This window comes from Terrabacter sp. 05T424 (assembly GCF_056396225.1).
On the sequence record NZ_JBFTLB010000001.1, the window covers coordinates 19,365 to 45,203 of the forward strand.

General features: G+C 70.8%; 24 protein-coding genes. 12 read left to right on the plus strand and 12 right to left on the minus strand.

Annotated features, from left to right (window positions below; genetic code table 11):
* Window positions 1-117: 117 nt before the first annotated feature.
* Window positions 118-894 (minus strand): helix-turn-helix transcriptional regulator, encoded by a 777-nt coding sequence (locus AC1DE0_RS00070; protein ID WP_478095958.1) that lies wholly within the window; start codon window positions 892-894, stop codon window positions 118-120.
* A gap of 141 nt (window positions 895-1,035) precedes the next feature.
* Between AC1DE0_RS00070 and AC1DE0_RS00075 the strand changes: the two genes are divergently transcribed.
* Together AC1DE0_RS00075 and AC1DE0_RS00080 are read left to right on the plus strand one after the other, a co-directional pair.
* On the plus strand, window positions 1,036-1,305 hold the full coding sequence (locus AC1DE0_RS00075; protein ID WP_478095959.1) for a hypothetical protein: 270 nt from the start codon (window positions 1,036-1,038) through the stop codon (window positions 1,303-1,305).
* A 256-nt stretch (window positions 1,306-1,561) separates the two neighbouring features.
* Window positions 1,562-2,482 carry a hypothetical protein gene (locus tag AC1DE0_RS00080; RefSeq protein WP_478095960.1) on the plus strand — a complete coding sequence of 307 codons (921 nt, stop codon included), beginning with the start codon at window positions 1,562-1,564 and terminating at the stop codon, window positions 2,480-2,482.
* A gap of 10 nt (window positions 2,483-2,492) precedes the next feature.
* On the opposite strand, the gene AC1DE0_RS00085 is transcribed toward AC1DE0_RS00080, so the two are convergent.
* Both AC1DE0_RS00085 and AC1DE0_RS00090 read right to left on the minus strand, forming a co-directional pair.
* Window positions 2,493-3,194, minus strand: coding sequence for a hypothetical protein (locus AC1DE0_RS00085; protein WP_478095961.1), 702 nt, complete (start codon window positions 3,192-3,194; stop codon window positions 2,493-2,495).
* Between the two features lie 65 nt (window positions 3,195-3,259).
* A complete protein-coding gene (locus AC1DE0_RS00090) occupies window positions 3,260-3,991 on the minus strand; it encodes a helix-turn-helix transcriptional regulator (RefSeq protein ID WP_478095962.1) in 732 nt (243 codons plus the stop codon).
* A 95-nt stretch (window positions 3,992-4,086) separates the two neighbouring features.
* On the opposite strand from AC1DE0_RS00090, the gene AC1DE0_RS00095 reads away from it, so the two are divergent.
* The 8 genes from AC1DE0_RS00095 (at window position 4,087) to AC1DE0_RS00130 (ending at window position 15,848) form a co-directional block, all read left to right on the plus strand.
* Window positions 4,087-4,386, plus strand: a complete 300-nt coding sequence (locus AC1DE0_RS00095) for a DUF2249 domain-containing protein (RefSeq protein ID WP_478095963.1) — start codon at window positions 4,087-4,089, stop codon at window positions 4,384-4,386.
* Between the two features lie 28 nt (window positions 4,387-4,414).
* Window positions 4,415-7,078, plus strand: coding sequence for a multicopper oxidase domain-containing protein (locus AC1DE0_RS00100; RefSeq protein ID WP_478095964.1), 2,664 nt, complete (start codon window positions 4,415-4,417; stop codon window positions 7,076-7,078).
* Between the two features lie 22 nt (window positions 7,079-7,100).
* Window positions 7,101-7,562 (plus strand): hemerythrin domain-containing protein, encoded by a 462-nt coding sequence (locus tag AC1DE0_RS00105; RefSeq protein WP_478095965.1) that lies wholly within the window; start codon window positions 7,101-7,103, stop codon window positions 7,560-7,562.
* Between the two features lie 137 nt (window positions 7,563-7,699).
* On the plus strand, window positions 7,700-11,467 hold the full coding sequence (locus AC1DE0_RS00110) for a nitrate reductase subunit alpha (RefSeq protein WP_478097717.1): 3,768 nt from the start codon (window positions 7,700-7,702) through the stop codon (window positions 11,465-11,467).
* Complete coding sequence (narH, locus tag AC1DE0_RS00115) at window positions 11,467-13,149, plus strand: nitrate reductase subunit beta (protein WP_478095966.1); 1,683 nt, start codon at window positions 11,467-11,469, stop codon at window positions 13,147-13,149. Before AC1DE0_RS00110 ends, narH begins: the two co-directional genes overlap by 1 nt.
* A complete protein-coding gene (narJ, locus tag AC1DE0_RS00120; protein ID WP_478095967.1) occupies window positions 13,146-13,853 on the plus strand; it encodes a nitrate reductase molybdenum cofactor assembly chaperone in 708 nt (235 codons plus the stop codon). Before narH ends, narJ begins: the two co-directional genes overlap by 4 nt.
* The gene (narI, locus tag AC1DE0_RS00125) at window positions 13,850-14,593 is read left to right on the plus strand and encodes a respiratory nitrate reductase subunit gamma (protein WP_478095968.1); all 744 of its coding nucleotides are present in this window, start codon (window positions 13,850-13,852) and stop codon (window positions 14,591-14,593) included. The genes narJ and narI overlap by 4 nt, the downstream gene beginning before the upstream one ends.
* Window positions 14,594-14,627: 34 nt before the next feature.
* Window positions 14,628-15,848: a nitrate/nitrite transporter gene (locus tag AC1DE0_RS00130; RefSeq protein WP_478095969.1), complete on the plus strand. Its 1,221-nt coding sequence runs from the start codon at window positions 14,628-14,630 to the stop codon at window positions 15,846-15,848.
* Window positions 15,849-16,085: 237 nt separating this feature from the next.
* Here AC1DE0_RS00130 and AC1DE0_RS00135 read toward each other — a convergent pair whose 3' ends face one another.
* Window positions 16,086-17,330 (minus strand): hypothetical protein, encoded by a 1,245-nt coding sequence (locus AC1DE0_RS00135; protein WP_478095970.1) that lies wholly within the window; start codon window positions 17,328-17,330, stop codon window positions 16,086-16,088.
* A complete protein-coding gene (locus tag AC1DE0_RS00140) occupies window positions 17,327-17,827 on the minus strand; it encodes a SigE family RNA polymerase sigma factor (RefSeq protein WP_478095971.1) in 501 nt (166 codons plus the stop codon). The genes AC1DE0_RS00135 and AC1DE0_RS00140 overlap by 4 nt, the downstream gene beginning before the upstream one ends.
* A gap of 128 nt (window positions 17,828-17,955) precedes the next feature.
* On the opposite strand from AC1DE0_RS00140, the gene AC1DE0_RS00145 reads away from it, so the two are divergent.
* Window positions 17,956-18,285 carry a DUF952 domain-containing protein gene (locus AC1DE0_RS00145; protein ID WP_478095972.1) on the plus strand — a complete coding sequence of 110 codons (330 nt, stop codon included), beginning with the start codon at window positions 17,956-17,958 and terminating at the stop codon, window positions 18,283-18,285.
* Between the two features lie 169 nt (window positions 18,286-18,454).
* Here AC1DE0_RS00145 and arfB read toward each other — a convergent pair whose 3' ends face one another.
* The 3 genes from arfB to AC1DE0_RS00160 all read right to left on the minus strand — a co-directional run bounded on the left by arfB (window position 18,455) and on the right by AC1DE0_RS00160 (window position 21,101).
* Entirely contained in the window at window positions 18,455-18,910 is a 456-nt protein-coding gene (gene arfB, locus AC1DE0_RS00150; RefSeq protein WP_478095973.1) for an alternative ribosome rescue aminoacyl-tRNA hydrolase ArfB, read from the minus strand.
* A 228-nt stretch (window positions 18,911-19,138) separates the two neighbouring features.
* On the minus strand, window positions 19,139-19,915 hold the full coding sequence (locus tag AC1DE0_RS00155) for an SDR family NAD(P)-dependent oxidoreductase (protein ID WP_478095974.1): 777 nt from the start codon (window positions 19,913-19,915) through the stop codon (window positions 19,139-19,141).
* A 40-nt stretch (window positions 19,916-19,955) separates the two neighbouring features.
* A complete protein-coding gene (locus tag AC1DE0_RS00160; protein WP_478095975.1) occupies window positions 19,956-21,101 on the minus strand; it encodes an acyl-CoA dehydrogenase family protein in 1,146 nt (381 codons plus the stop codon).
* Window positions 21,102-21,292: 191 nt separating this feature from the next.
* Between AC1DE0_RS00160 and AC1DE0_RS00165 the strand changes: the two genes are divergently transcribed.
* Complete coding sequence (locus AC1DE0_RS00165) at window positions 21,293-22,576, plus strand: MFS transporter (protein WP_478095976.1); 1,284 nt, start codon at window positions 21,293-21,295, stop codon at window positions 22,574-22,576.
* Here the strand turns inward: AC1DE0_RS00165 and AC1DE0_RS00170 are convergent.
* Genes AC1DE0_RS00170 through AC1DE0_RS00185 form a run of 4 tightly spaced genes read right to left on the minus strand, consistent with a single transcriptional unit; the run spans window position 22,564 to window position 25,655 of the window.
* Entirely contained in the window at window positions 22,564-23,613 is a 1,050-nt protein-coding gene (locus AC1DE0_RS00170; RefSeq protein ID WP_478095977.1) for an ABC transporter ATP-binding protein, read from the minus strand. The two genes, AC1DE0_RS00165 and AC1DE0_RS00170, sit on opposite strands and share 13 nt — an antisense overlap.
* Window positions 23,610-24,395 (minus strand): ABC transporter permease, encoded by a 786-nt coding sequence (locus tag AC1DE0_RS00175; RefSeq protein WP_478095978.1) that lies wholly within the window; start codon window positions 24,393-24,395, stop codon window positions 23,610-23,612. Before AC1DE0_RS00175 ends, AC1DE0_RS00170 begins: the two co-directional genes overlap by 4 nt.
* Window positions 24,396-24,432: 37 nt before the next feature.
* Entirely contained in the window at window positions 24,433-25,263 is an 831-nt protein-coding gene (modA, locus tag AC1DE0_RS00180) for a molybdate ABC transporter substrate-binding protein (protein ID WP_478095979.1), read from the minus strand.
* Entirely contained in the window at window positions 25,260-25,655 is a 396-nt protein-coding gene (locus AC1DE0_RS00185; RefSeq protein ID WP_478095980.1) for a TOBE domain-containing protein, read from the minus strand. The genes modA and AC1DE0_RS00185 overlap by 4 nt, the downstream gene beginning before the upstream one ends.
* Between the last annotated feature and the right edge of the window lie 184 nt (window positions 25,656-25,839).

Genomic DNA, 25,839 nt, shown 5'->3' on the forward strand with positions numbered 1-25,839 from the left:
AGCGGATTGGCGAAAATGCGCATTTCGGACTGGTCGACGTCGAGACCACCCTGCCCGCGCGGTCGCTCGCGGCGGGTGACGAGGCGCACCGATGCCGGGAGCTCCTGGGGGGGCGGCTCAGGCGGCGTCGAGGAACGGGCGGACCCGCGCCAGCGCCTCGGTGCGGCTCAGCACGTTCAGCCGCAGGAAGATGTTCTCCAGGTGCTTGCGCACGGTCCCCTCGGAGAGCAGCAGGTTCGAGGCGATGCGCGCGTTGCTCGCGCCGGTGGCGACCTGCCGCAGGATCTCCCACTGGCGTGGTGTCAGGTTCGGCTCGCCGCGCAGCTCGCGGTCTCGGCGGGCGTGGAGCTCCGCAAGGTGCGGACGCACGAGCCGGAGCATCATCAGCTCACGCTCGGTGAAGTCGGGACCGCCGTTGCGGAACAACAGCACTCGGCGGTCAGGGCCGCCCTGGGGTGTCAGGGGGAGGAGGACCTCTTGCGTGATCCCGAGCGCGTTGACGAAGAAGGAGCCGAGCGGGGTGTTGGCGTAGTCACGGCTGGTCCAGAGGTCCGACCGGCGCTGCACGGTCGTGTAGTCGTTGGTCAGCAACGGACCCGCGCAGCCGTCGAACTTCCAGAACTCCTGCCAGAAGACCTGCGTGAACTCGTCGTCCTCGGTGCCGAAGCTCTCCTCGCGTTCGACACCGTCGTCCGACACGGTCAGCAGGCGGATGTGCTGGTCCCGGACGTCCATGAGCTGGAAGGTGAGATCGTCGCAGGGGATGAGTCGCTGCAGCCCGGCCAGCACGTCGGCGTAGAAGATGTCGTCGCCGTACGCTGCGGGCGCGGGCTCGAGGACGTCGAGCAAGTTCCGGACGTCCTGGTCGGTCAACGTCCAGTGGCTCGTCGTCATGGCACCACCAGTCGCAGTCGGTTCCATATGCCAAGGCTAGGCCCGGCGGCGTCATGTCGGAATGCGCAGAAACGCGTACGGCGAACGTCGTGCGCCGAAGGCCGGATTTCGGGACGGGCCGGATCGCGTGACCGTGGGGGGATGACTCACCACATCCGCCAGTCCACCGCCAGGCCCCTCCGCCGAGCACTGTTCACCGTCGCTGCCGTCGGGGCGCTGGCCCTTCCGGCCGGCTCGGCCGGCGCCTCACCTGCACCGGAGCCGCCGCCCCGAGCGCCTGCGAACTCGGTCACGGTGCAGGAGGCCGTCGACGAGCTCCTCCAGGCGTACTGGAGTGCACCTCTCGCGCAGAAGCTCGGCATCCACGAGGAGATCCTTCTCGTGGTCGCCACCGGGCAGCCGACGCTGTAGCGCCCCCGACCTCAGCGCGAGAAGTGGCGCAGCCCGTCCGGGTGGGGTGGGACGGGCTGCGCCGAGGGCTCCGGCGGAGGGGGGTTGCGCCGGAGCGCGAGCGTGCCCGTCAAGCCAGGGGGCCCGACGGGCATGCAGCAGGAGCATGACATGCGCCCCGCCGGCCGGGGTCGACCAACACGCGCACGCGTGGCGCGACCAGCTCGTCGAGCCACGGCGATGGACCGGCGCGGTCCCAGCCCCGGCGGCCGACGCAGTGAGCGAGCAGGTGGCGATCGAGCATCGCCGCAAACGTCGCCGCCGCGACGAGGCCGTCGACGCCCTCACGCCGTTCGCCCAGCTGCCCGACTGGCTGGCCGCGCGCATGGTGCCGGGCCGCCTCGACTCCTCGCTGCGCGCGAACGTCCCCGAGCTTCGCGACGGGCGGCTCAGGCTCCTCGAGTGCCGGGCTGACCAGCTGCGCGCCAAGGACGCGAGCTGGTTGGTTCGCTGCCGGGCGGTCGTCGCAGCCAGCACCGACGAGGCTGAAGAGGCCCTGGGTGAGCGGGCTGACCCTGTCGAGGTCGTGCTCGCGGGTGAGCTCTACCCACCGTCGCGTCCCGACCCGGCCGTGTCGCCCGGCGCCGGGTTCGGTGAGCCGGGCTACGAGGTCTTCCTTCCCGACCTTCGGGTCCATCTGCACACCGAGCACGAGGACCCGGGGCTGCCGAGCCTCGGGGTGCTGTCCGACCCCGACGAGTCGGCCCGGCTCATCGAGCGGGTGCTCCGGTCGGGCGTGCGTCCCGGGGCCATCGTCGCCTCCAGTCGTCCGCGGGTGGCGCGTGACAAGCCCGGCAGCCGGTGCACGATCCTCTACGACCTCACCTACGACCCGACGTCGAGCAGGCTCCCGAACCCCGTCGTCGCGAAGACGCACCAGGGCGACAAGGGGGCGGTGGCGCACGAGGCTGCGCGACATCGGGGTCACCGCTCTCGCGGCCTCTCCCGAGGGCTACCGTGCCGACCTGCTCATGGCGCTGCTGCACGCCTGGTCGAAGGTGCGCCTGGCGCGCGTCGAGCCCCGGCTGGCCATCCTCAGGCACCAGCTCCGCATCGTCGACCTCACCCCCTGACGTCCAGCGCGCATCGAGAAAGCAATCCGGCCGCGGACGGACTGCTTTCTCGATGGGTGGGGTAGCCTGCCCGGCTCAGCGGAACCGGGACGGGAACTGCGCGATGATGCCGGCGCTCAGCTGGTCGGCCATCATCAGGATGTGGGCGTGCACGGCCTCGTAGTCGGTGACGCTCGCGGCGTACTGGCTACCGAGCTCGTGAGCCGCCTCGGCGAGGGTCTGGTCGAGGTGTGTCTTCATGTCGGCGCGCATGACCTGCCGGGGCCACGCCCGCGGGTTGGCCCTGGCGAGGAAGTCGGCGATGTCGTTGGCGTTGGCGTACCACCGGGCGTTGGCAGCGGTGAACGCAGCCGTGTTGCCGGCCTTGGCGGCCTGGAGCACCTCGACCGCGATGGTGATGTGGTCGTGCAGCAGGGCGGTCAGCCGGTTGCCGGCCGCCACCCCGTAGAACGGCGCGATGGCGTTCCCGATGTCGCTCTGGTTCTTGAGCAGCCGGGCGGCGGTGGCGTCGAAGCCTGCTGACCCGTCGGCGAAGGTCACGATCGCCAGGCGGGTCCAGGTGACGTGGTCCTCCCAGAGCTTGCGCATCTGGTCGTGGAAGGTGGCGCGGACCGTCTTCTGGGTCGTGGCGACGGCCGCATGGGCATGTGCGGCCGTCGGGGTGTCGCCAGCCTGCGCCGACACCATGCCCGACGCCAACACGACGCCCAGTAGAGCCCCCAGAACGAGGGCCACCAGCGAGACCATCTGTCGCCGAAGCGTTCTCGTGCGAGTCATGTCGTTCCTCCTGTCAGGTGACCGACGCGGCCACGACATGTTGGCGGCAGTGCGCGCGCTGGTTCTTACCGGCCACCCGCTCTCGTGAGATGGACGAGGCAGGCACCCTCGCGGGCGAAGGGAACGAGTCCCACCTCGACGTCGTCGGCTCCCGACTGCTCGAGCGTGGCCCGCAGCATCTCGGCGTGCATCGTGCACACGACCTCCGGGTGCTGGCGGGCGGAGCGGAGCACGGGGCACGTGCGCAGTGCGATGTCGCCGGTCGGGTCGACCTGGGGTGAGAAGCCGGCCGTCGTCAGCACCGAGACGACCTGGTCGACCGGAAGCGTCGCCGCGTCGGCGCTCCGTCCACGGGCCGGCGGCACGTCGGCCAGCTGCGCGGCCCAGTGGCGTCCGATGGCTCGGGCGTGCACCTCCGCGTCGGGTGTCGTCGCCAGGTGCTCGGCCATGGCGAGGACGAGCTCGTCGGTGGACACGGGGCGGGCGACGTGGACCGCGTCCACGACGAGGCGCCCCCGCTCGGTCAGGCGGTGGCCGTGGGCCGGGCGTCCGCGCGCCCCGCTCTCGTTCTCGACCCGCTCGACGAGGCCCGCGTCGACGAGGTTGCCCAACTGTGCACGCGTGGAGTTCGGATGGCCGCCGAGCACCTCGGCGAGCTCGGCGATGGTGGCCGGGCCGCCGGTGGCCTCGTGCGTCGCCAGCGCCGACAGCACCTTCTCGCGTGCCGGTGAGAGCTCGGGAAGGGGCACCGGGCCGCTGCGATCGGGTGCCGCGTCGGGGTGTGCGCGAGCAGGCAAGGGCACCCTGACTGGCGCGGTCGCGTTGCGTCGGCTATTTTTCACATGGGCAGTGTATTAAATAGTCGTCCCGCCCGCATCTCCAAGGAGCTCTCGTGACCGTACCCACCCCCCTTCCCGTCTCCGACGTCAGCCAGCCCGGGTGCGCGTGCGGCTGCGTCGACAGCGGCGAGCCCGAGCTCGACGTCCGCCCGATCCCGCACGCCCTGCGTCACGCGACGGTCTTCGGCGCCCTGGGCGCCGTGTCGGCCGGTGGTTCGATGCGCCTGGTGGCGCCGCACGACCCGAAGCCGCTGCTGGCCCAGATCGCGGAGCGCGAGGGGCCCGGCATCGAGGTCACCTACCTCGTGCGCGGCCCGGAGGCGTGGACGCTCCGGTTGACCCGCCGCGCCTGAGCTGCCGACCGCCTCGATCCCTCGGCCCATGTCCCTCGGCGACCAGCAGACGAGCGCCCCACCGGCGCCACGCCCGGTGGCTGCCGACCTGCCCGGCCGCGGGGCGTGGGCCCTGCGCGACCACCCCACGACCCTGTGGCTGAACGCCGCCCTCGTCGTGGCGGCGTTCGGTCGAGGTCTCCCTGCAGCCGACTGGCTCGTCATCCACCTCGTGCTGCTCGGAGCCGTGACCCACGCGGTCATGGTGTGGAGCACCCACTTCGCCCAGGCGCTGCTCAAGACGCCTCCCGGGGTCGACGACCGACGCCAGCAGCGGCGCCGGCTCGCCCTGCTCCTGCTCGGGTCGTCCCTCGTGCTCGTGGGGGTGCCGGTGGGCGTGTGGCCCGTGACGCTCGGCGGCGCGACCTTCGCGGCGGCTGCCGTGACCTGGCACGGCATCGCGCTCTGGCGCCGCCTCCGTTCCGCCCTTCCCGGCCGCTTCCGCGTGACCATCCGCTACTACCTCGCCGCCGCGGCCTGCATGCCGGTCGGCGCCACCTTCGGTGTGCTGCTGGCCCGGCACCCGGCAGACCCGTGGCACTCGCGGCTCCTCGTCGCCCACTCGGTGACGATGGCGCTGGGTTGGCTCGGCCTCGTCGTGACGGGCACGCTCGTCACGCTGTGGCCGACGATGTTGCGGGCGAGGATGGACGGCCGCGCCGAAACCTTTGCTCGCCAGGCACTTCCGGGCCTCTTGGCCGGCCTCGTCGCTGCGGTGGCCGGCGCTCTTGCCGACCTGCGCCCGCTCGCCGTCATCGGACTCCTTGCGTATGCCGCTGGGCTCGGCTGGTGGGCTCGTGCCCTCATCGCTCCCGCCCGTCGCAGCGTGCCCCGTCGCTTCGCCACGGTCTCCGCAGCGTGCGCGCTCACCTGGTTCGTCGCGAGCATCGTCGGGGTGGCGACCCTGGTGGCGCTGCAGCCCGACTGGACGAGTGTCGGCGGCCGTTACGAGTCGGTTGCGGTCGCCCTGGCGGTCGGCTTCGCGCTCCAGCTCGTGCTGGCCGCCCTCAGCCATCTCGTCCCGAGCGTCCTCGGTGGCGGCCCGTCGGCGGTGCGTGCCGGCCTCGCACGGTTCGAACGGGGAGCGCCGACCCGGGTGGTCGGCCACAACCTCGGTCTGCTGCTCTTCCTCCTGCCGCTCCCCGACGCGACTCGGGCTGCCGCTGCCGTCGTCGTCGGTCTCTGCGTCGCGGCCTTCCTGCCCCTCACGGTGCTGGCGGTGCTGGCGTCCGTCCGGGCGCGCAAGGCGATAGAGGCGGCCGGCCCTGAGTCGCCGATCACCCGAATCCGCAAGCAGGAGAAGCCCTTCTGGTCATCGGCCCAGCTGCCGGCAACCGTCTCGTGCATGGCACTGGTGGTCGTCCTCAGCCTCGGTCTGGGCGGAGCAGCCGCGGGCGACGCCGCCGGCGCTGTGCCTTCCACGGGTCACACGACCACCGTCCAGGTGGTGGCGGAGGGGATGCACTTCACGCCGGACACGGTGGAGGTCCCGCGCGGTGACCGACTCGTCATCCACCTGGTCAACGAGGACCACACGACCACCCACGACCTCGTCCTCGCCGACGGGACACGCGCGCCCCGTCTCGCGCCGGGCGCCACGGCCGCCGTCGAGGTCGCGGTCGTCCGGGTTTCGATGGACGGCTGGTGCTCCGTGGTCGGGCACCGACAGATGGGCATGGTGCTGCACATCCGCGCCACGGGCACCCCGGGCGCCCCGGCAGGCGGAGCCGCCACGGCGGCCGGGCCGGTGCCGGGGCCTGACGGCATGACCCACGCCGGTCACGAAGCGGTGGCTACTGCCGCCACGCCGGCCGGGGCGGCACTGCCACCGCTGACGGCCGAGCGCACCCATCGGGTGACCCTCACCGTCGGGGAGGCGGAGCAGGAGGTCGCGCCAGGCCGGTGGCAGCGACGCTGGACGTTCAACGACAGCTCGCCCGGCCCGACGCTCCACGGGCGGGTCGGTGACGTCTTCGAGATCACGCTCGTCAACCACGCCACGATCGGTCACTCGGTCGACTTCCACGCCGGCTCGCGGGCGCCCGACGAGGTGATGCGCACGGTCCCTCCGGGCGGGAAGCTCGTCTACCGCTTCACCGCGACCCGGGCCGGGGTCTGGATGTACCACTGCTCGACGATGCCGATGTCGGCCCACCTCGCCGCCGGCCTCGTCGGGGCGGTCGTGATCGAACCGCCCGCCCTGCCGGCCGTCGACCGCTCCTACGTGATCGTGCAGTCGGAGATCTACCTCGGAGCCAGCACGTCCAGAGGCTCGGCCGACGAGGTCGACGCCACGAAGGCCCGGGCAGACGCCCCGGACCTCCTCGCCTTCAACGGCGTGGCCGACCAGTACGACGCGTCGCCCCTGCCGGCACGGGTCGGCGAGCGAGTTCGCTTCTGGGTGCTGGACGCCGGGCCCAATCGACCCACGAGCTTCCACGTCGTCGGCGCCCAGTTCGACACGGCATACGCCGAGGGAGCGTGGCTGCTGCAGCGCGGCGCCTCCGGCGGCAGCCAGTCGCTGTCGCTCGGACCGAGCCAGGGCGGCTTCGTCGAGACCGTCTTCACAGAGCCCGGGCGCTACCCCTTCGTCAGCCACGTCATGGCCGACGCCGAACGAGGCGCGCACGGGATCGTGCAGGTGCGCCCGTGACCACCAGCAACAGGAGCCGATGATGTGCAGCTACTGCGGATGCGCCGACCTCGAGGTCATCGGACGGTTCATGGCCGAGCACGAGCACATCGTCAACCACCTCGGCGAGCTGCGTCGTTCGATCGACGACGAGTCCGGACGGCGCGCAGCGGTGGAGGCGCTCGCCGCCCACCTCGACCCGCACGTCGCGGCCGAGGAGGCGGGACTCTTCACCGTGATGGCCCGCGACGAGCTCTTCACCGACCACATCAAGGGTCTGTGCGCCGAGCACCACGAGCTCGACGACCTGCTCGCCCGCATCGGCGACGGGCAGGTGGACCTCTTCGTGCGCTTCGAGCATCTCCTGCGCGAGCACATCGACCGTGAGGACAACGGGCTCTTCCCCGCTGCGGCGATCCATCTCGGCGGCCCCGAGTGGGACGAAGTCGACACGTTCACCCCATCCGGAGGAGGAGTATCAGGTGAGAACTACATCGGGTCGTAGCCCTAGTCACACAGGCCACACCCGTGCCAAGGTGCAACCGACGGCAGCCCTCGCGGCTGCCTGTTCCAGCAACGGAGCGCAAGGGAGCGCGACCTGTGTCTGAGAGAACGTCCAAGGTGAACCGAGGCAGCGCCAGCCTGTCCGGGCCCGCGAGTCCCGGTCTCGACGGGCCCGCCTCATCGGCTCTGCTGAAGGCCGGCCGGTTCTTCACCCGATGGGACGAGTCAGCCGACGGCAGAGCAGTTTTCAGGGAGGGTGGTCGCGCGGGCGACGTCTTCTACCGCGACCGCTGGAGCCATGACAAGGTCGTGCGGTCGACCCACGGCGTCAACTGTACCGGCTCGTGCTCGTGGAAGGTCTACGTCAAGGACGGGATCATCACGTGGGAGACGCAGCAGACCGACTACCCGTCCGTCGGCCCTGACCGGCCCGAGTACGAGCCGCGCGGCTGCCCGCGAGGTGCGGCCTTCTCCTGGTACACCTACTCGCCGACGCGGGTGCGCTACCCGTACGTGCGCGGTGTGCTGCTCGAGATGTACCGCGAGGCCAAGGCCCGCCTCGGCGACCCGGTGGCCGCGTGGCACGAGATCACGACCGACCCAGACAAGCGCCGGCGCTACCAGAGCGCCCGCGGCAAGGGCGGTCTCGTGCGCGCCTCGTGGGGCGAGGCCGTCGAGATCGCCGCAGCGGCACACGTGCACACCATCAAGGAGTACGGCCCCGACCGCGTCGCCGGCTTCTCGCCGATCCCGGCCATGTCGATGGTGTCGCACTGCGTGGGCACCCGCTTCATCCAGCTCGTCGGCGGCGTCATGACGAGCTTCTACGACTGGTACGCCGACCTGCCTGTCGCGAGCCCGCAGGTCTTCGGCGACCAGACAGACGTGCCCGAGTCGGGCGACTGGTGGGACGCGACCTACCTCATGATGTGGGGCTCGAACGTCCCCGTCACCCGCACGCCCGACGCCCACTGGATGGCCGAGGTCCGCTACCGCGGCACGAAGGTCGTCACGGTCAGCCCCGACTACGCCGACAACACGAAGTTCGCCGACGAATGGATGCCTGCCCAGGCCGGCACCGATGCGGCGCTCGCGATGGCGATGGGGCACGTGCTGCTCAAGGAGTTCTTCGTCGACCGCGAGGTCGACTTCTTCACCGACTACGTGCGCACCTACACCGACCTGCCCTTCCTGATCCGCCTCGACCCCGCCGAGGGGGCGTATGCCGCCGCGCCGGGTGGGGCGTCCGCGGGACCGTGTGTGCCCGGCAAGTTCCTCATGGCGGCCGACCTGTCCGGTCTCGCCGCCAAGGGCGGTGCAGGAGCCGACGCGCCCGACGAGGACGCCTGGAAGACAGTACTGCTCGACGAGTCGAGCGGCCAGCCGGTGGTGCCGAACGGCTCCATGGGGTTCCGCTACGCCGACTCCGGGAAGGGCCGCTGGAACCTCGACCTCGAGGGCGTCAGACCGGCGCTCACCATGGCCGCTCCAGGTGCCGAGCAGGTCGAGGTGCTGCTGCCCGCCTTCCTCGAGCCCGACGGGTCGGGCTCGGTGCTGCGGCGAGGGGTCCCCGCCCGCCGGGTCGCGGGCCACCTCGTGACGACGGTCTTCGACCTCATGCTCGCGCAGTACGGCGTCGCGCGTGACGGGCTGCCGGGGGAGTGGCCGAGCGGCTACGACGACGTCGAGTCGCCCTACACGCCCGCCTGGCAGGCCGAGGTCACGGGTGTGCCGGCCGAGCAGTGCATCCGCATCGCCCGCGAGTTCGCCACGAACTCCGAGCAGTCGCAAGGCCGCTCGATGATCATCATGGGCGCCGGCATCTGCCAGTGGTTCCACGGCGACGCCACCTACCGCGCGATCCTCTCGCTCCTCGTCCTCACCGGCTGCATGGGCCGCAACGGTGGCGGCTGGGCCCACTACGTCGGCCAGGAGAAGTGCCGTCCGATCACCGGGTGGATCAGCCTGGCCAACGCCCTCGACTGGTCACGCCCTCCGCGGACGATGATCGGCACGGCGTACTGGTACATGCACACCGACCAGTGGCGCAACGACGGCTACTCCGCCGACGCGCTGAGCTCTCCGCTGGCCAAGGGGCACCTCAAGGGCAAGCACACGGCCGACACCATCGCCGAGTCGGCCCGCCTCGGCTGGATGCCCTTCTACCCCCAGTTCGCCACCAACCCCCTCCAGGTGGCGCAGGATGCCGAGGCCGCCGTCGAGGCGGGCAGCGCCCCCAGCGCGGCGGCATACGTCGCCGGGGCCCTGCACGACGGGAGTCTCAAGGCCTCGATCGAGGACGTCGACGCCCCCGAGAACTGGCCCCGCACGCTCGTGCTGTGGCGCAGCAATCTGATGGGCAGCTCGGCCAAGGGCAATGAGTACTTCCTCAAGCACCTGCTCGGCACCCACTCGAACGTCATGGGCAGCGAGAATCCCGAGACGCCGAGGCCGTCCGACGTGAAGTGGCACGACGAGGCGCCGCAGGGCAAGCTCGACCTGCTGCTCTCCGCCGACTTCCGCATGACGTCGACGACGCTCCTCTCGGACATCGTGCTTCCCGCCGCGACGTGGTACGAGAAGCACGACCTCAGTTCCACCGACATGCACCCGTTCGTGCACGCGTTCACCCCGGCCATCGACCCGCCGTGGGAGGCGAAGAGCGACTTCGACCTGTTCCACCTTCTGGCGCAACGGTTCTCGGACCTCGCGAAGCCGCACCTCGGCGTCGTCAAGGACCTCGTGAGCGTCCCGCTGCAGCACGACACCGTCGGCGAGACCGCCCAGCCGGGTGGTCGGGTCGTCGACTGGCGCACCACCGGCAGTCCCGGCACCCCGGGCCGCACGATGCCGGTCTTCCAGGTGGTCGAGCGCGACTACACGGCCATCGCCGAGAAGCTCGCGACGGTGGGCCCGCTGGCCGACACGCTGGGCTTCACGGTCAAGAACGTCACGTTCAACGTGGCGGAGGAGGCCCAGCGCCTGGCGAGGAAGAACGGCGTCATGCTCGGTGGCGCCGGCGACGGCAGGCCCGCGATCGACACCGACGAGAAGCTCGCCGAGGCGATCCTCACCTTCTCGGGCACGACCAACGGTCACCTCGCGGTCCAGGGTTTCCGCACGCTCGAGGAGCGGGTCGGGAAGAAGCTCGTCGACCTCGCCGAAGGGGCGGAGGAGAAACGGGTCTCCTTCGCCGACACCCAGGTCCAGCCCGTGCCGGTCATCACCTCGCCGGAGTGGTCCGGTTCCGAGACCGGCGGGCGACGGTATGCGCCGTTCACGGTCAACATCGAGCGGCTCAAGCCGTTCCACACCCTCACGGGGCGTATGCACTTCTACCTCGACCACGACTGGATGCAGGACGTCGGGGAGGCGCTACCGACCTACCGCCCGCCGCTCGACATGCACCGGCTCTTCGGCGAGCCGAAGCTCGGCCCCGACGGTGCGAAGCAGGTGACGGTGCGCTACCTGACCCCGCACAGCAAGTGGTCGATCCACTCGGAGTACCAGGACAACCTGCTCATGCTCTCGCTCTCGCGAGGCGGGCCGACGGTGTGGATGAGCCCCCAGGACGCCGGCTCCATCGACGTCAGCGACAACGACTGGGTCGAGTGCACGAACGCGAACGGCGTCCTCGTGGCGCGGGCCATCGTCAGCCACCGTATGCCGGAGGGTGTGGTCTACGTGCACCACGCGCAGGAGCGCACCATCGACGTCCCCAAGTCCGAGGCGACAGGGCGACGCGGCGGCATCCACAACTCGGTGACTCGTCTGTTGGTCAAGCCGACCCACCTCATCGGCGGCTACGCCCAGCTGTCCTACACGTTCAACTACCTCGGCCCGACAGGCAACCAACGTGACATGGTCTCGACCGTGCGCAAGCGCTCGCAGGAGGTGACGTACTGATGCGTGTCATGGCCCAGATGGGCATGGTGATGAACCTCGACAAGTGCATCGGCTGCCACACGTGCTCGGTCACGTGCAAGCAGGCGTGGACCAACCGCGCCGGCACCGAGTACGTCTGGTTCAACAACGTCGAGACCCGTCCCGGACAGGGGTATCCGCGTCGCTACGAGGACCAGGAGACCTGGAAGGGCGGCTGGACCCTGACGAGCCGCGGCAACCTGAAGCTCAAGGCCGGCGGCCGGGTGCAGAAGCTGCTCGGCATCTTCGCGAGTCCAGTGCAGCCCAAGCTCGCCGACTACTACGAGCCGTGGACCTACGACTACCAGACCCTCGTCGAGGCGCCGCTCGGCGACGACTTCCCCGTGGCGCGGCCGAAGTCGCTCATCACCGGCGAGAACACCAAGGTCACGTGGTCGGCGAACTGGGACGACAACCTCGGCGGCGCGAGCCAGATGGGGCACCTCGACCCCATCGTCGAGAAGGTGCGTCGCGAGTCCGAGGACAAGATCCGCTTCGAGCTCGAGCAGACCTTCATGTTCTACCTGCCGCGCATCTGCGAGCACTGCCTCAACCCGTCCTGCATGGCGTCATGCCCCTCCGGTGCGATCTACAAGCGCGAGGAGGACGGCATCGTCCTCGTCGACCAGGACCGCTGTCGCGGCTGGCGCCAGTGCATCACCGGCTGCCCGTACAAGAAGATCTACTTCAACCACAAGAGCGGCAAGGCCGAGAAGTGCACCTTCTGCTACCCGCGCATCGAGGTGGGCCTGCCGACGGTCTGCTCCGAGACCTGCGTGGGGCGGCTGCGTTACCTCGGGCTCTTCCTCTACGACGCCGACCGGGTGACGGCGGCCGCGGCGACTCCCGACGAGGGCGACCTCTACGAGGCCCAGCTCGACCTGCTGCTCGACCCCAGCGACCCCGAGGTCGTCGCCGCCGCCCGGCGCGACGGCATACCCGACGACTGGATGGACGCCGCCCGGCGAAGCCCCGTCTACGCGCTGGCGAAGAAGTACCGCCTCGCCCTCCCGCTGCACCCGGAGTACCGCACCATGCCGATGGTCTGGTACGTCCCGCCGCTGTCACCGGTCGTGGACCTGCTTGCGACACAAGGCCATGACGCCGAGAGCCGCGACGTCCTGTTCGGGGCCATCGAGTCGCTGCGCATCCCCGTCGAGTACCTCGCCGAGCTCTTCACGGCGGGGCGCACCGACATCGTCATCGGCGTGCTGCGCAAGCTCGCCGCCATGCGCGCCTACATGCGCGACGTGTCACTGGGCCGCGACGGCGACCCGTCGATCCCGGCCGCGGTCGGGCTCGACGAGGAGACCCTCTACGAGATGTACCGCCTCATGGCGATCGCCAAGTACGACGAGCGCTACGTCATCCCCACCGCGCACGTCGAGCGCGCCCACGAGCTCGAGGAGCTCGGCTGCTCGCTCGACTACGACGAGGGTCCGGGCATGTACGAGTCGGGTCCGTTCGGCGAGGCCAGCGGCCGCCCGGCGCCGGTGGCGGTCGAGACGTTCAACGCGCTCAAGCAGCGCCAGACCACCGACTCGGCGACCTCGGCGGAGGAGCTGCGCGGACGCGTCAACCTGCTCAACTGGGACGGCAACGGCACGCCGCCGGGACTGTTCCCCGAGGGCGAGCGGGCCGCCGCGCGGGAGGTGCAGCCGTGATCGGCCTGCGCACCCGGGCGCGCCGTGACGAGCAACGCCGCGCGCACGACGACCACCGTGTCGTGCACCTCGTCGCCGGCCGCTGCCTCGACTACCCCGACGCCGACCTCGTCGCCGCCCTGCCGATGCTGACGGACGCCCTTGCGGAGCAGGCGGGCTCGGCCGGGGCGGTCGAGCTGGAGTCCCTCGTCCAGCACCTCGGGTCGCAGCCGCTCGAGGTTCTGCAGCGCGCCTACGTCGACACTTTCGACCTCAGCCGCAAGCACGCGCTCTACCTGTCCTACTGGACCGACGGCGACACCCGCCGACGCGGCGAGGTGCTGGGACGCTTCAAGACGGCATACCGGCGCAGTGGCTTCCTCGTCGACACGCACGGCGAGCTGCCCGACTACCTCCCGATGGTGCTCGAGTTCGCTGCGTGCGCCGACGCAGAGGCCGGGACCACCCTGCTGCAGGAGTACCGTGCGAGCCTCGAGCTGCTGCGGATCGCGTTGCAGGAGAAGCAGAGTCCGTATGCCGCGGCCACCGTCGCCGTGTGCGCGACCCTTCCTGGGGAGTCGCCGGTCGATCGTGCAGCCGTCATGGTGATGGTCGGGATGACCGGCCCGCAACCGGCCGAGAGCGTCGGTCTCGAGCCCTACGACCCGAGACTCCTTCCGCTGCAACCGGTCTCGTCGAGCGCACCCGTGGAGGCACGGCCATGAGCACCTTCCTCTGGGGCGTGCTGCCCTACCTCTGCATCGCGAGCCTCGTCGGCGGCACGATCTGGCGCTACCGCTACGACAAGTTCGGCTGGACCACGCGTTCGTCGCAGCTCTACGAGTCGCGTCTGCTGCGCATCGGCTCGCCGCTCTTCCACTTCGGCATCCTGCTCGTCTTCATCGGGCACGTCGGTGGCCTTGTCATCCCCGAGTCGTGGACCGAGGCGGTCGGCGTCAGCGAGGGGCTCTACCACTTCAACGCGCTGCTCTTCGGCGGTCTCGCCGGGTTGTGCACCCTCGTCGGCATCCTCATCCTCGTCTACCGCCGGCGCCGCACCGGTCCCGTCTTCATGGCGACGACGAAGAACGACAAGCTGATGTACGTCTTCCTCGTGGCCGCCATCGTGCTCGGCCTCTGGACGACGCTCGTCAGCGTCGGGGCGGGCAGCGAGGCCCACAACTACCGCGAGACGGTGTCGCCCTGGTTCCGGTCGGTCTTCCTCCTCCAGCCCGACGTCGCGGCCATGGAGGAGGCGCCGATCCAGTTCCACGTGCACGCGATCGTCGGCATGCTGCTCTTCGCGCTCTGGCCGTTCACGCGGCTCGTCCACGCCTTCACGGCCCCGCTCCACTACCTGTTCCGGCCCTACATCGTCTACCGGTCGCGTGACGTCCGGGGCACCGGCTCGCGCTCGAGCCGCCCCGGCTGGTCCGGCGTGGGCACGAGCGACCGGGACCGCTGATGACCACCTCGAAACACCGCTCACAGGAGAACTCATGAGTGCCAGCACCACGACCGCGTCGACGACAACGGCGCCGTTGGTAGGCCACACCCGCAACCTCGCCCTGGCCACGTTCGCCTTCGCGGTGACGTTCTGGGCGTGGAACCTCATCGGCCCGCTCGGCGTGCGCTACACCCAGCAGCTGCAGCTGTCGGGCAGCCAGAAGGCCCTGCTCGTCGCGACGCCCGTGCTCGTCGGGTCACTGGGCCGCATCCCCGTCGGAGCGCTCACCGACAGGTTCGGCGGACGCCTGATGTTCCCCGCCCTCACCCTGCTCTCGGTGCCGTTCGTGCTGCTCGTCGCGCTGGCCGGCAACATGAAGTCGTTCGCGCTGCTGCTCGTCTTCGGCTTCTTCCTCGGGATCGCCGGCACGACCTTCGCCGTGGGCATCCCCTTCGTCAACGCGTGGTTCGCCCCGGCACGGCGCGGCTTCGCCACCGGGGTCTTCGGCGCGGGCATGGGCGGCACGGCCCTGTCGGCCTTCTTCACCCCGCGCTTCGTCACGTGGTTCGGCTACACGGCGACGCACGTCATCATGGCCCTCGCCCTCGTCGCGACGGCGGCGATCTGCTGGTTCGGCATGCGCAACTCACCGACGTGGCGGCCCAACACCGACCCGGTCGTGCCGAAGCTCGCTGCCGCCCTGAAGCTGCCGGTGACCTGGCGGATGTCGTTCCTCTATGCCGTCGCCTTCGGCGGGTTCGTCGCCTTCTCCACCTACCTGCCGACCTACCTCAAAGACGTCTACTCCTTCGACCTCACGGCAGCCGGCACGCGCACGGCTGGCTTCGCCATCGCGGCGGTCGTGGCGCGCCCGCTCGGCGGCATCCTCAGCGACCGCATCGGCCCGCGCACCGTGCTCGCCGTCTCGCTCGCCGGCACGGCTGCGCTGGCCGTCGTGCTCGCCCTCCAGCCGCCCCTCGAGTGGCCGGCCGGCATCTCGTTCGTTGCCATCGCCTTCTTCCTGGGCCTCGGCACGGGCGGCGTGTTCGCGTGGGTGGCCCGGCTCGCCCCCCCGGAGCGCGTCGGCACCGTGACCGGACTCGTCGGCGCCGCCGGCGGTCTCGGCGGCTACTTCCCGCCGCTCGTCATGGGCGCGACCTACCAGAAGGTCTTCAGCGGCTACGGGTTCGGTCTGGCACTGCTCTGCCTCGTCGCGCTCGGCGCCCTCGCCTTCACCCTCGTCGGGATGCGCGAGCGCCGCGCCACCGCCTGACGCGCCGACAGCGTGGCGTATGCCGTCCGCCCTGCTGGGCGGACGGCATACGTCCTCTTTGACGGTCTGGGCACTCAAGGCAAAAGTTCACGTCGAGTGCCCAGTTCCCGACGGGCCAGTCACGTCGACTGCTCAGTTCCCGACGGGCGACTCACGTCGAGTGCTCAGTTTCCCGGCGGGCGACTCACGTCGAGTGCTCAGTTCCCGACGGCCGAGTCGGCGCGGGAGGCACGATCGTCAGCGGGGGACCACGTAGCGCGGTTCGCTGAAGCCGTTGGGGTCCTTGATCGCCAGCGCGGGCTGCGCCTGGGTGCAGCTCATCTCGAGCGTGCAGCGCTGCAGCGTGTTCCGCGTCGCGGGGGTGACCGGCGTCGAGGTGTTGCGCGAGACGACGAAGGTCGACTCGTCCGCCTCGAGGTGCCAGCTCCAGGCCGACACGAGGTGGGCACCGTCGCCGCCCACCACCACGCTGCCGTCGCTGACCCGCACGACGCCCGCGCTGAACCAGAAGCCACCGTCGACGTAGTGCGACCCGACCAGGTAGGTGCCCTGGCTGGAGAAGGCCGTCGGCTGGAACATCGTGGGGTTGCCGCTCTGCCCGCAGCGCTCGACCGTCTTCGGGAAGCCCGGCCGGGTGAGGTCGACGACGGCCCAGCAGAAGTCCTCGAAGGTGGCGGTCGCGGTGGTCCACGACAGGGCTGCGCGCGTCCGGTCGGCCGAGACCGCGACGACGTGCGCGGGGAGCTTGCGGGTGGCTCCGGTGGTGAGGTTCCACTCGAGCGATCCCTGGCTCTCGTCACCGTTCAGGTAGGCGAGGTCGCCCACGACGGCACCCGCCTCGCGCTGGTCCTGGCGTTGCCCGAGCACCGACCCGTCGGGGGCGTAGGCCGAGATCGTGTTCGACGTGCCGCTCTTGGCGAGGACCGTGGATCCGTCCGGCGAGACGACGTACGAGCCGCCCAGGCCGAGGGCGCGGAGCGTCCTGCCGGTCGGTGAGAGGATCTCGAGCTCGGACTGCGCGTTGGGCGTCGAGAGGTGTGACAGGAGCACGAAACCGCCGTTGGACAGCACGGCGAAGCTCTCGACGACGGTGCCCTTCTCGAGGTGGATGACGGTGCCGCCGACACGGATGGTGTCGTCGACGGCATACGTGTTGGAGCGGGTCGCGACAGATCCGACCGGGGCTCCGCTCGTCGGAGGCGGGGTGGGTGTCGGCGTCTGCGACGGCAGCGACCCGGTGGGTGAGGGAACCGAGGTCGTCGTGAGTGCCGGTGCCGGCAGCGTGCCACGCCCCGACCACAGAGTCGGCACGGCGATGGCGATGGCGGCCACCGCGACGGTGGCGGCGACGACGGCGCGGTTGCGCTGGTCACGGCGGCGCTTGGCGATCGCGACGGGGGCGAAGTCGCCGGGCACCTCGACGCGGTCCGCCTCCTGCCGCAGCAGGGTCTGGAGCTCGTGCTCCTGGTCGTGGGTGTTCACGGCGTGACCTCCTTCATCGTGCTGCGCAGCGACCGGATCGCGCGGCTCGTGTGGCTCTTGACGGTGCCGACGGAGCATCCGAGGATCTCCGCGGTCTGGGCCTCGCTGAGGTCCTCGTAGAAGCGCAGGACGACGGCGGCCCGCTGCTGGGGCGCGAGGGAGCGCACGTGCGCCCACAGCTCGCTGTCGTGCGACGGCGCATCGATCCCTGCCGGGTCGATGACGCGGATCAGCTCGCTGTCGGTGCGCTCCCGGTGGCGCCAGGCCCGCCGCCACCACGAGGTGTGCTCGTTGACCATGATCTTGCGGACGTACGCGTCGGGTGACTCGAGGACGCTGATGCGGTCCCACCTGGCGTACGCCTTCGCGAGGGCCGACTGGACGAGGTCCTCGGCGGCATATGGGTCGCCCGTGAGCAGGTAGGCGAAGCGGGCGAAGGACTTCTGGCGCGCCCTCACGTAGGACGAGAAGTCCGCTTCGCGATCGATGGTTCCCACTGGACACCCCCTGGGCCGGCGTGGATGGACGCACTCTCAACGCGGTGAGTGCGCGCCGAGGTTGTCGTCTGCCGGACGATCTCCTCCCAGTGTCCTGCGACGGGGCCCTGAGGGTGCAGGCTTGGCGGATGATCTACCACTTGGCCGAAGAGGCCGACTGGCAGCAGGCCCGCCGCGACGGCAGCTACACCCGGTCGACGCGCGGGGTCTCGCTCGCCGAGGAGGGCTTCATCCACGCGTCGTCCGAGGAGCAGTGGCCGGTCGTGCGGTCACGTTTCTACGCCGATGTGGCAGAGCCGCTCGTGCTGTTGCACATCGACGAGTCCCGCCTCACCTCGAAGGTCGTCCACGAGGTCGGCGACCCGGCCACCGGCGAGACGTTCCCGCACGTCTACGGCCCGATCGACGTCGATGCCGTCGTCGAGACGACCACCCTCGCCCCACCCCACAACACCTGACCCCTCAACCGTCGAGAGGCCAATGTTTGCCGCCTCCCAACCGTCGAGAGGCCAATGTTTGCCGCCTCGCGCGCGTCGAGAGGCCAACGTATGCCGGCTGGTTCGTGCGTCGAGCGCTCACTTCGCGACGCCCACCCCCCGTCGAGTGCTCACTTCCCGACGAGTGATGTCATTCCGGCCGTATGCGACCACGACCGGACTTCACATCGCCTCGCCGCTTCTTGCCGTCGAGCCGCCGTTGCTGGGAGCCACGTGTCGGCCGGGTTGCTCGGCGTGTTGCCGGTGGCGGGGCGAGGGCCGCACGCAGGAGGTCAGCCAGCCGTTCGCGGGCGGCTGCCCGGTTGCGCAACTGGGACCGGTGCTCGCTCGCCACGACCGTGACGCGACCTCCGACGAGGCGCTGGCCGAGGGCGCCCAGCGCACGCTCGCGCTGGGCGTCGGTGAGGGCCGTCGAGGATCCCGGTTCGTAGACGAGCTCGACCCGGCTGTCCGTGGTGTTGACGCCCTGGCCACCAGGCCCCGAGGAGCGGCTGAACCGTTCGACGAGCTCGACTGCGGGGATGACGAGCCCGCGCCGCAGGCCGGGGCCGGGCGCGATCACCAGGTCTCCGCCGGGCTCGTTCACGGTCTCATTGTGCCGAGACAGGCCCCATGATCGCGCGCGAGATCGCGCAGCTCGGGTCGCCAGAGCGCACGGGACGCCCGATCTCACGCACGATCATCTGCGCGACGCCGTGTCGGGAAGTGGGCACTCGACGGAGGTTTGCGTGTCGGGAAGTGGGCACTCGACGGGGGTTCCGTGTCGGGAAGTGGGCACTCGATGGGGGGAGTGCGTGGTTTCCCCGACCGATGGTCAGCGGGGCGGCATGCGGAGGGCGCCGTCGAGGCGGATGACCTCACCGTTGAGCATCGGGTTGTCGACGATGTGGCGCACCAGCGAGGCGTACTCGACCGGGTTGCCGAGACGCGACGGGTGCGGCACCTGCTTCTCGAGGATCTCCTTGACCTCGCCCGGCAGGCCGGCGAGCATCGGCGTCTCGAACGTGCCGGGCGCGATCGTCATGACGCGGATCGCCTTGTCTGCCAGGTCCCGTGCGGCCGACAGCGTGAGGCCGACGATGCCGCCCTTGCTCGCGGCATACGCGGCCTGCCCGATCTGACCGTCGAAGGCGGCGATGCTGGCGGTGTTGATGATGACGCCGCGGTCGCCGTCGACTGGCTCGTTGCCGAGCATCGCGGCGGCCGCGAGACGCATGACGTTGAACGACCCGACGAGGTTGATGTCGATGACGGTCTTGAAGGTGTCGAGCGCGAGCGGGCCGCCGCGGCCGATGACCCGGCCCGGAGTCGCGATGCCGGCACAGCTGACGGCAATGCGCAGCTCGCCGAGCGACGTCGCCTTGTCGATCGCGGCCTGGACCTGCGCCTCGTCGCGCACGTCGGCGGCGACGAAGTGGGCGCTGCCGGCGCGCTGGGCCGAGAGCTCCTCGACGAGAGCCGGGGCCGTGGAGCCCTCGAGGTCGATGATGACGACGGTGGCGCCGTCGGCGACGAGTCTGCGGGCGGTGGCCCCACCGAGACCGGAGCCGCCCCCGGTGATGACGGCGACTGTGGACGAGTTCAGCTGCATGGCAGGGCCTTTCGCTGGATTTGGGGGGATGTCTGGGAGGTCAGCGGGCGAGAAGGTGGCGCGAGATGACGAGCCGCTGGATCTGGTTGGTGCCCTCGAAGATCTGGGTCACCTTGGCCTCGCGCATGTAGCGCTCGAGCGGGAAGTCCTCGGTGTAGCCGGCTCCGCCGAGCACCTGGACGGCGTCGGTCGTCACCTTCATCGAGGCGTCGGTGGCGACGAGCTTGGCGACGGCGGCCTCCTTGCTGAAGCCGCGGCCGGCGTCCTTGAGGCGGGCGGCGTGGAGGTAGGTGGCGCGGGCCGAGGTGACGGCCGCCTCCATGTCGGCGAGCAGGAACGCGAGTCCCTGGAACTCGCCGATGCGGCGGCCGAACTGCTGGCGCTCCGACGCGTACTCGGCGGCGGCGTCGAGCGCTGCCTGCGCGAGTCCGGTGGCCGCTGCGGCGATGCCGAGGCGACCCGCATCAAGGGCTGAGAGGGCCATCTTCATGCCGTCGCCCTTGTTGCCGATGAGCCGGGCGCCGTCGACGGGAACGGCGTCGAACATGACCTGTGAGACGGGGTCGCAGTGCAAGCCCATCTTCTTCTCCGGCTCGGCGAAGGTGAGGCCCGGGGAGTCGGCCGGCACGACGAAGGTCGACAGCCCCTTGCCGCCCTCGTCGGAGGTGCGGGCGAAGGTCGTGTAGTAGTCGGCGTGGCCCGCGTGCGAGATCCAGGCCTTGGTGCCCTTCAGCGACCACCCGGCGTCGGTGCGCGTCGCGCGGGTCGTCATCGAGGCGATGTCGGAGCCTGCGAGCGGCTCGGACAGGCAGTAGGCCCCGAGCTGATCGCCGGAGAGCATGCCGGGCAGCAGGGCCTGCTGCTGCTCGGGCGTGCCGAACGTCGCCACGGGGTATGCCGTGAGGCCGTGCACGCTGACGCCCACCGCGACGCTCATCCAGACCGACGCGATCTCCTCGACGACCTGGAGGTAGACCTCGTAGGGCTGGTCCGCGCCGCCGAACTCCTCGGGGTAGGGCAGCGACAGCAGCCCGGCGCGGCCGAGGGTGCGGAACGTCTCCTCGGGGAAGGCGCGGGCGCGTTCGGCGTCGTCGACCCTCGGCGCGAGGTCCTTGCGGCAGATCTCGCGGGTCAGCTCGATGAGGTCGGTGGCTTCGTCGGTCGGCATCAGCCTCGTCGCTGGCATGGCCTAGATACTAGGACGTCCGAGCATTTCGTCCAAAGTGTGAGACAGGCGTCGCCGCTCGCCGGCGGCGCTCGCCGCTGTCGAGAGCGGTCACTCGAGCGCGGCCGAGCGCGGTCGCCCGAGCCCACCGGGCGGCATACCTCCTCGGAAACCGCAGGACGGGGACACCGCCGCGGCCGTACTGTCGAGCCGTGCTCACGCTGCTGCGGCACCCGCTGCGCGAGACCCCGGCGAGGCCGACCTTCTACGTGCTGACCGCGGTCGCGGCCTTCGCGTATGCCGCCTGCTTCACCCTGAACCTCGTCTTCCAGTACCGCGTGGTCGGGCTCGACCCGTTCCAGATGGTGCTCGTCGGCACCGTGCTCGAGGCGACCTGCTTCGTCTTCGAGGTGCCGACCGGCATCGTCGCGGACCTGTGGAGCCGGCGCGTGTCGGTCATCATCGGCTTCCTGCTCGTCGGGGCGGGCTTCGCCGTCGAGGGCGTGCTCGCCACGTTCGCCGCGGCGCTCGTCGGCAACGTCATCTGGGGCATCGGCTACACCTTCACGTCGGGCGCGCTGCAGGCGTGGATCACCGACGAGGTGGGGGAGGAGGCCGTGTCGGAGGTGTTCACCCGCGAGACGCAGCTGGACCTGGCGTTCGGTTTCGTCGGCACGCTGGCCGCCGGCGCGCTCGGTCTCATCTCCCTCCGGGTGCCGATCGTCGTCGCCGGCGTCACGCTCATGCTCCTGGCCATCGGCCTGCTGCTCACGATGCCCGAGCGCAACTTCCACCCCACCCCGCGTGGAGAGCGCGAGACCTTCGGGCACATGCGAGACCAGCTGGTGGCCGGTGCGCGGATCGCCCGTGGCCGCAGGGTGGTTCGCGTGTTCCTGTTCGTCAGTCTGCTCGTGGGGCTGTCGAGCGAGGTCTTCGACCGGTTGTGGCAGGTGCGGGTGCTCGACACGTTCGCCATGCCGGAGGTGTTCGGCGGCGACGAGGCCGTGGCCTTCACGGCCTTCGCCCTGGTTGGATCCCTCGTCTCGCTCGCGGCCTCCTTCGCGAGCAGTCGCTGGCTGCCCCGACGCGTGGTTGACGAAAACCCCGGCCTGCCGGTCGCCCTCGCCGCCGTCGCGCAGGTGCTGGCCGTCGTCGGCGTCGCCCTCCTCGGGAGCCTGTGGCTGGTGCTTGCCGCACTGTGGCTCCACAACGCGAGCCGCGCCTTCGCCGGCCCGATCGAGGCGACCTGGCTCAACCGCAACCTCGACTCGTCCACGCGTGCCACGGTGCTCTCGATGAACAGCCAGGCCAACGCGATCGGGCAGGTCGCAGGAGGTCCTCCGCTGGGCGCTCTCGCGGCGCGGACCTCGATCCCCGTCGCCCTCGTCGTCGCGGCAGCCGTCCAGCTCCCGTCGGTCGCAGCCTTCTTCCGCGTGCGGCGCGTGGCCGGCCGGCCCGACGCGGCGGTCGACCCCGCGGAGCTTCAGCGGGGGTAGGTGCGCACCTCGGTGGCCTTCACCGCGGCCCACACCTGCTGGCCGACCTGCAGGCCGAGTGCGGTCACGGACTCGAGGGTCACCTCGGCCGTGAGGGAGAGGGCGCCGACGAGGCCGACACGCGCCGACTGGCCCTGCACCGTCACCGACGCCACCCGCAGGTGCCACGTGTTGCGCGGTGAGCCCTCGGGCTCGTGGAGGTGCACCGACACCGCGCTGGGCGGGATCGTGGCCCAGACGCGCCCCTCGGTCGGGCTCGTGGTGACGACGACCCCACCGTCGTCGGTGGTGACGTGACCGCGCGAGTCACCTTCTCCCGCATACAGGTTCAGTCCCACGACGGTGGCGACGTAGGGGCTGCGTGGTTCGCTGAGCACGTCGGCCGGCGTGCCTGACTGGGTGACGCGGCCGTCCTCGACGAAGACGAGGTGGTCGGCGAGGGTGAGGGCGTCGAGGGGGTCGTGGGTCACGAGCACCGTGACGCCGCCGTATGCCGTCAGGCGGGTCGCGAGGTCGCTGCGGGTGCGTGCCCTCGTGTCGGGGTCGAGAGCGGCGAGCGGCTCGTCGAGCAGGAGAAGCGAGGGGTCGGTCGCGAGCGCGCGGGCCAGGGCGACGCGGGCCTGCTGGCCGGAGGACAGCTCACGCGGACGTGAAGTTCCGCGGTCTGCCAGGCCGACCCGGTCGAGCTCAGCGCTGGCCCGCTGGCGCGCCCTCCGGCGGTCGACGCCGCGGCTGCGCGGACCGTAGGCGACGTTGTCGAGCGCGGAGAGGTGTGGGAACAGGAGGCTGTCGGCGAGCATCAGCCCGACGGCGCGCTGCTCGGGCGGCAGGGCACGGCGCCCGTCGTCCCAGAGCTGCCCATCCACGCGGACGTGGCCCTCGGCGACGGCCAGCACGCCGGCGAGGGCGAGCACGGCCGTCGTCTTGCCGCCGCCGTTGGGGCCGAGCACGCCGATGACCTGACCGGGCTCGGCCCGCAGCTCCACGTCGACCTCGATCGTCCCGCGGGACAGCCGGACTCGCGCGTCGAGGCTCATCGCAGCCACCGCCCGCGAAGGACGCCGAGCACGAGCACGCTGACGGCCAGCAGCATGATGGAGATCGAGATCGCCACCTGCGGGTCGCGCTCGAGCTCGACGTAGACGAGGAGCGGCAGGGTCTGCGTGCGGCCCTGGAAGTTGCCGGCGAAGGTGATCGTCGCGCCGAACTCGCCGAGCGCCCGGGCCCACGCGAGGGCGAGCCCGCTCGCGATGCCCGGCAGCACGAGAGGGATCCCCACCGTGCGCAGGTAGCGCAGGTCGGTCGCCCCGAGCGTGCGCGCAACCGACTCGAGGCGCGGGTCGAGGCCTCGCATCGCACCCTCGACGGCGAGCACGTAGTAGGGCATCGCGACGAACGTCTCGGCGAGCACGACGGCCACTGTCGTGAAGGGGATCTGGATCCCGAACGGCGTGAGGTGCTGGCCGAGCAGGCCGTTGCGGCCCCACGTCATGAGCAGGGCGACGCCGCCGACGACGGGTGGCAGCACGAGCGGCACCGTGAGCAGGGCCCGCACCCAGCTCGTCGCCCGGTGGTCGGAGCGGGCGAGGAACCACGCCAGGGGTGTGCCGAGCAGCAGGCACAGCACCGCCGTGGAGGTCGTCGTGGTGAGCGAGAGCCGCAGTGCCGGAAGGACGCTCGGTCCGGCGAGGTCGGCTGGCATGCGTGCCCAGTCTGCGCGCAGCAGCAGGGCGACCAGCGGCACGACGAGCAGCAGCAGCGCCAGCCCCGCCGGGACGCCGAGGGCGACCCTCGTGCGCCAGCGGCCGGCATACCTCATGTCACGGCATCCTTCCGGGCGCCGAGGCCCGTGGGGCTCAGGGCGCGCCGAGGCCGAACGACTGCACCGTGGCCAGCCCCTTGGAACTGAGCAGGTAGGCGACGAAGGCCTTGGTGGCCGCGTCGTCGGCGAGCGTGATGACCGGGTAGGACAGCGTGGTGTTGACGTCGGCGGCGATCTCGACGCCCTTGACGGCGTCCTTCGCCGCCACGACGTCGGAGTGGTAGACGACGGCGGCGTCGGCCTCGCCGAGCTTGACCTTGGCCAGCGTGGCCTTCACGTCGACCTCCTTGCTCACGACGTTGGGCACGACGCGCGCCTTTGTGAACGTCGCCTGCGCCGCCTTGCCGCACGGCACGGTGTCGGCGCACAGGACGACCTTGACCGTGGGCTTGGCGAGGTCGTTGATCGAGGCGACCGCGGCAGGGTTGTCCGGCGGCACGGCGATCTCGAGCAGGTTGGTCGCGAAGTTCTTCGTGTCCTTGACGAGGCCCTTGTCGAGCGGGTCGGCCGCCGCGGTGCCGGCGAGGGCGATGACCTGTGCGGGGGCGCCGTTGTTGACCTGCTGCACGAGCGTGCTGCTCGAGCCGTAGGACGTCTCGACGGTCACGCCGGGGTTGGCCGCGTCGAAGTCCTTCTTCAGCTGGTCGAAGGACTCGGTGAGCGAGGCGGCGGCAAGCACGGTGACGGTGCCCTGGAGGCCCTGCGTCTGGGCCGCCGAGGCACCGGACTTCCCCGGCTGTCCGGTGCCGTCGGCGGAGCTGGTGGGGCTGGTGCTGCCGCACGCGGCCAGCACCAGCGTCGCGAGCGCAGCAGCGGCGCCGGCGGTGAGGGAGCGGCGGTGACGTGCCGGCGTGCTCGTGCTCATACGGGGACCTCCACGACCACGTGGGTCGACTTGACGCTGGCGACGGCGACCGAGCCGACCTCGAGGCCGAGGTCGTCGACCGACTCGCTGGAGAGGAGCGAGACRATGCGGAACGGGCCGCACTGCAACTCGACCTTGGCCATCACGGTGTCCTTCGTGATGGCCGTGACGATGCCTCGCATCCGGTTGCGGGCGGAGGCTCCGCCGATGGCCCCGACCGCGGCCGGGTGGGCCAGCTCCTGGGCGACGGCGGCCAGCTGGGCCCCGTCGACGGTGCGGCGACCGGCCTCGTCGTAGGCGCCGTCGAGCCGGCCGGAGTCGACCATCCGACGAACGGTGTCGTCGGAGATGCCGAGCAGCGCAGCGGCCTCGGTGATGCGCAGTTGCGGCATGACGGCCACTCTACACACGCATCTGCGGTTGTATGCCGGATCGCTCGGCCGCTCGCGCGCGCTCGACGCACACGAGCCCAGACACCATCGAGAAAGCGATCCGTCCGGACGAAACGCTTTCTCGATGGGGTTGGGGGGTTGACATCGGGGTTGAGTCGGCGTGTAATCAATCTATCGATTGATC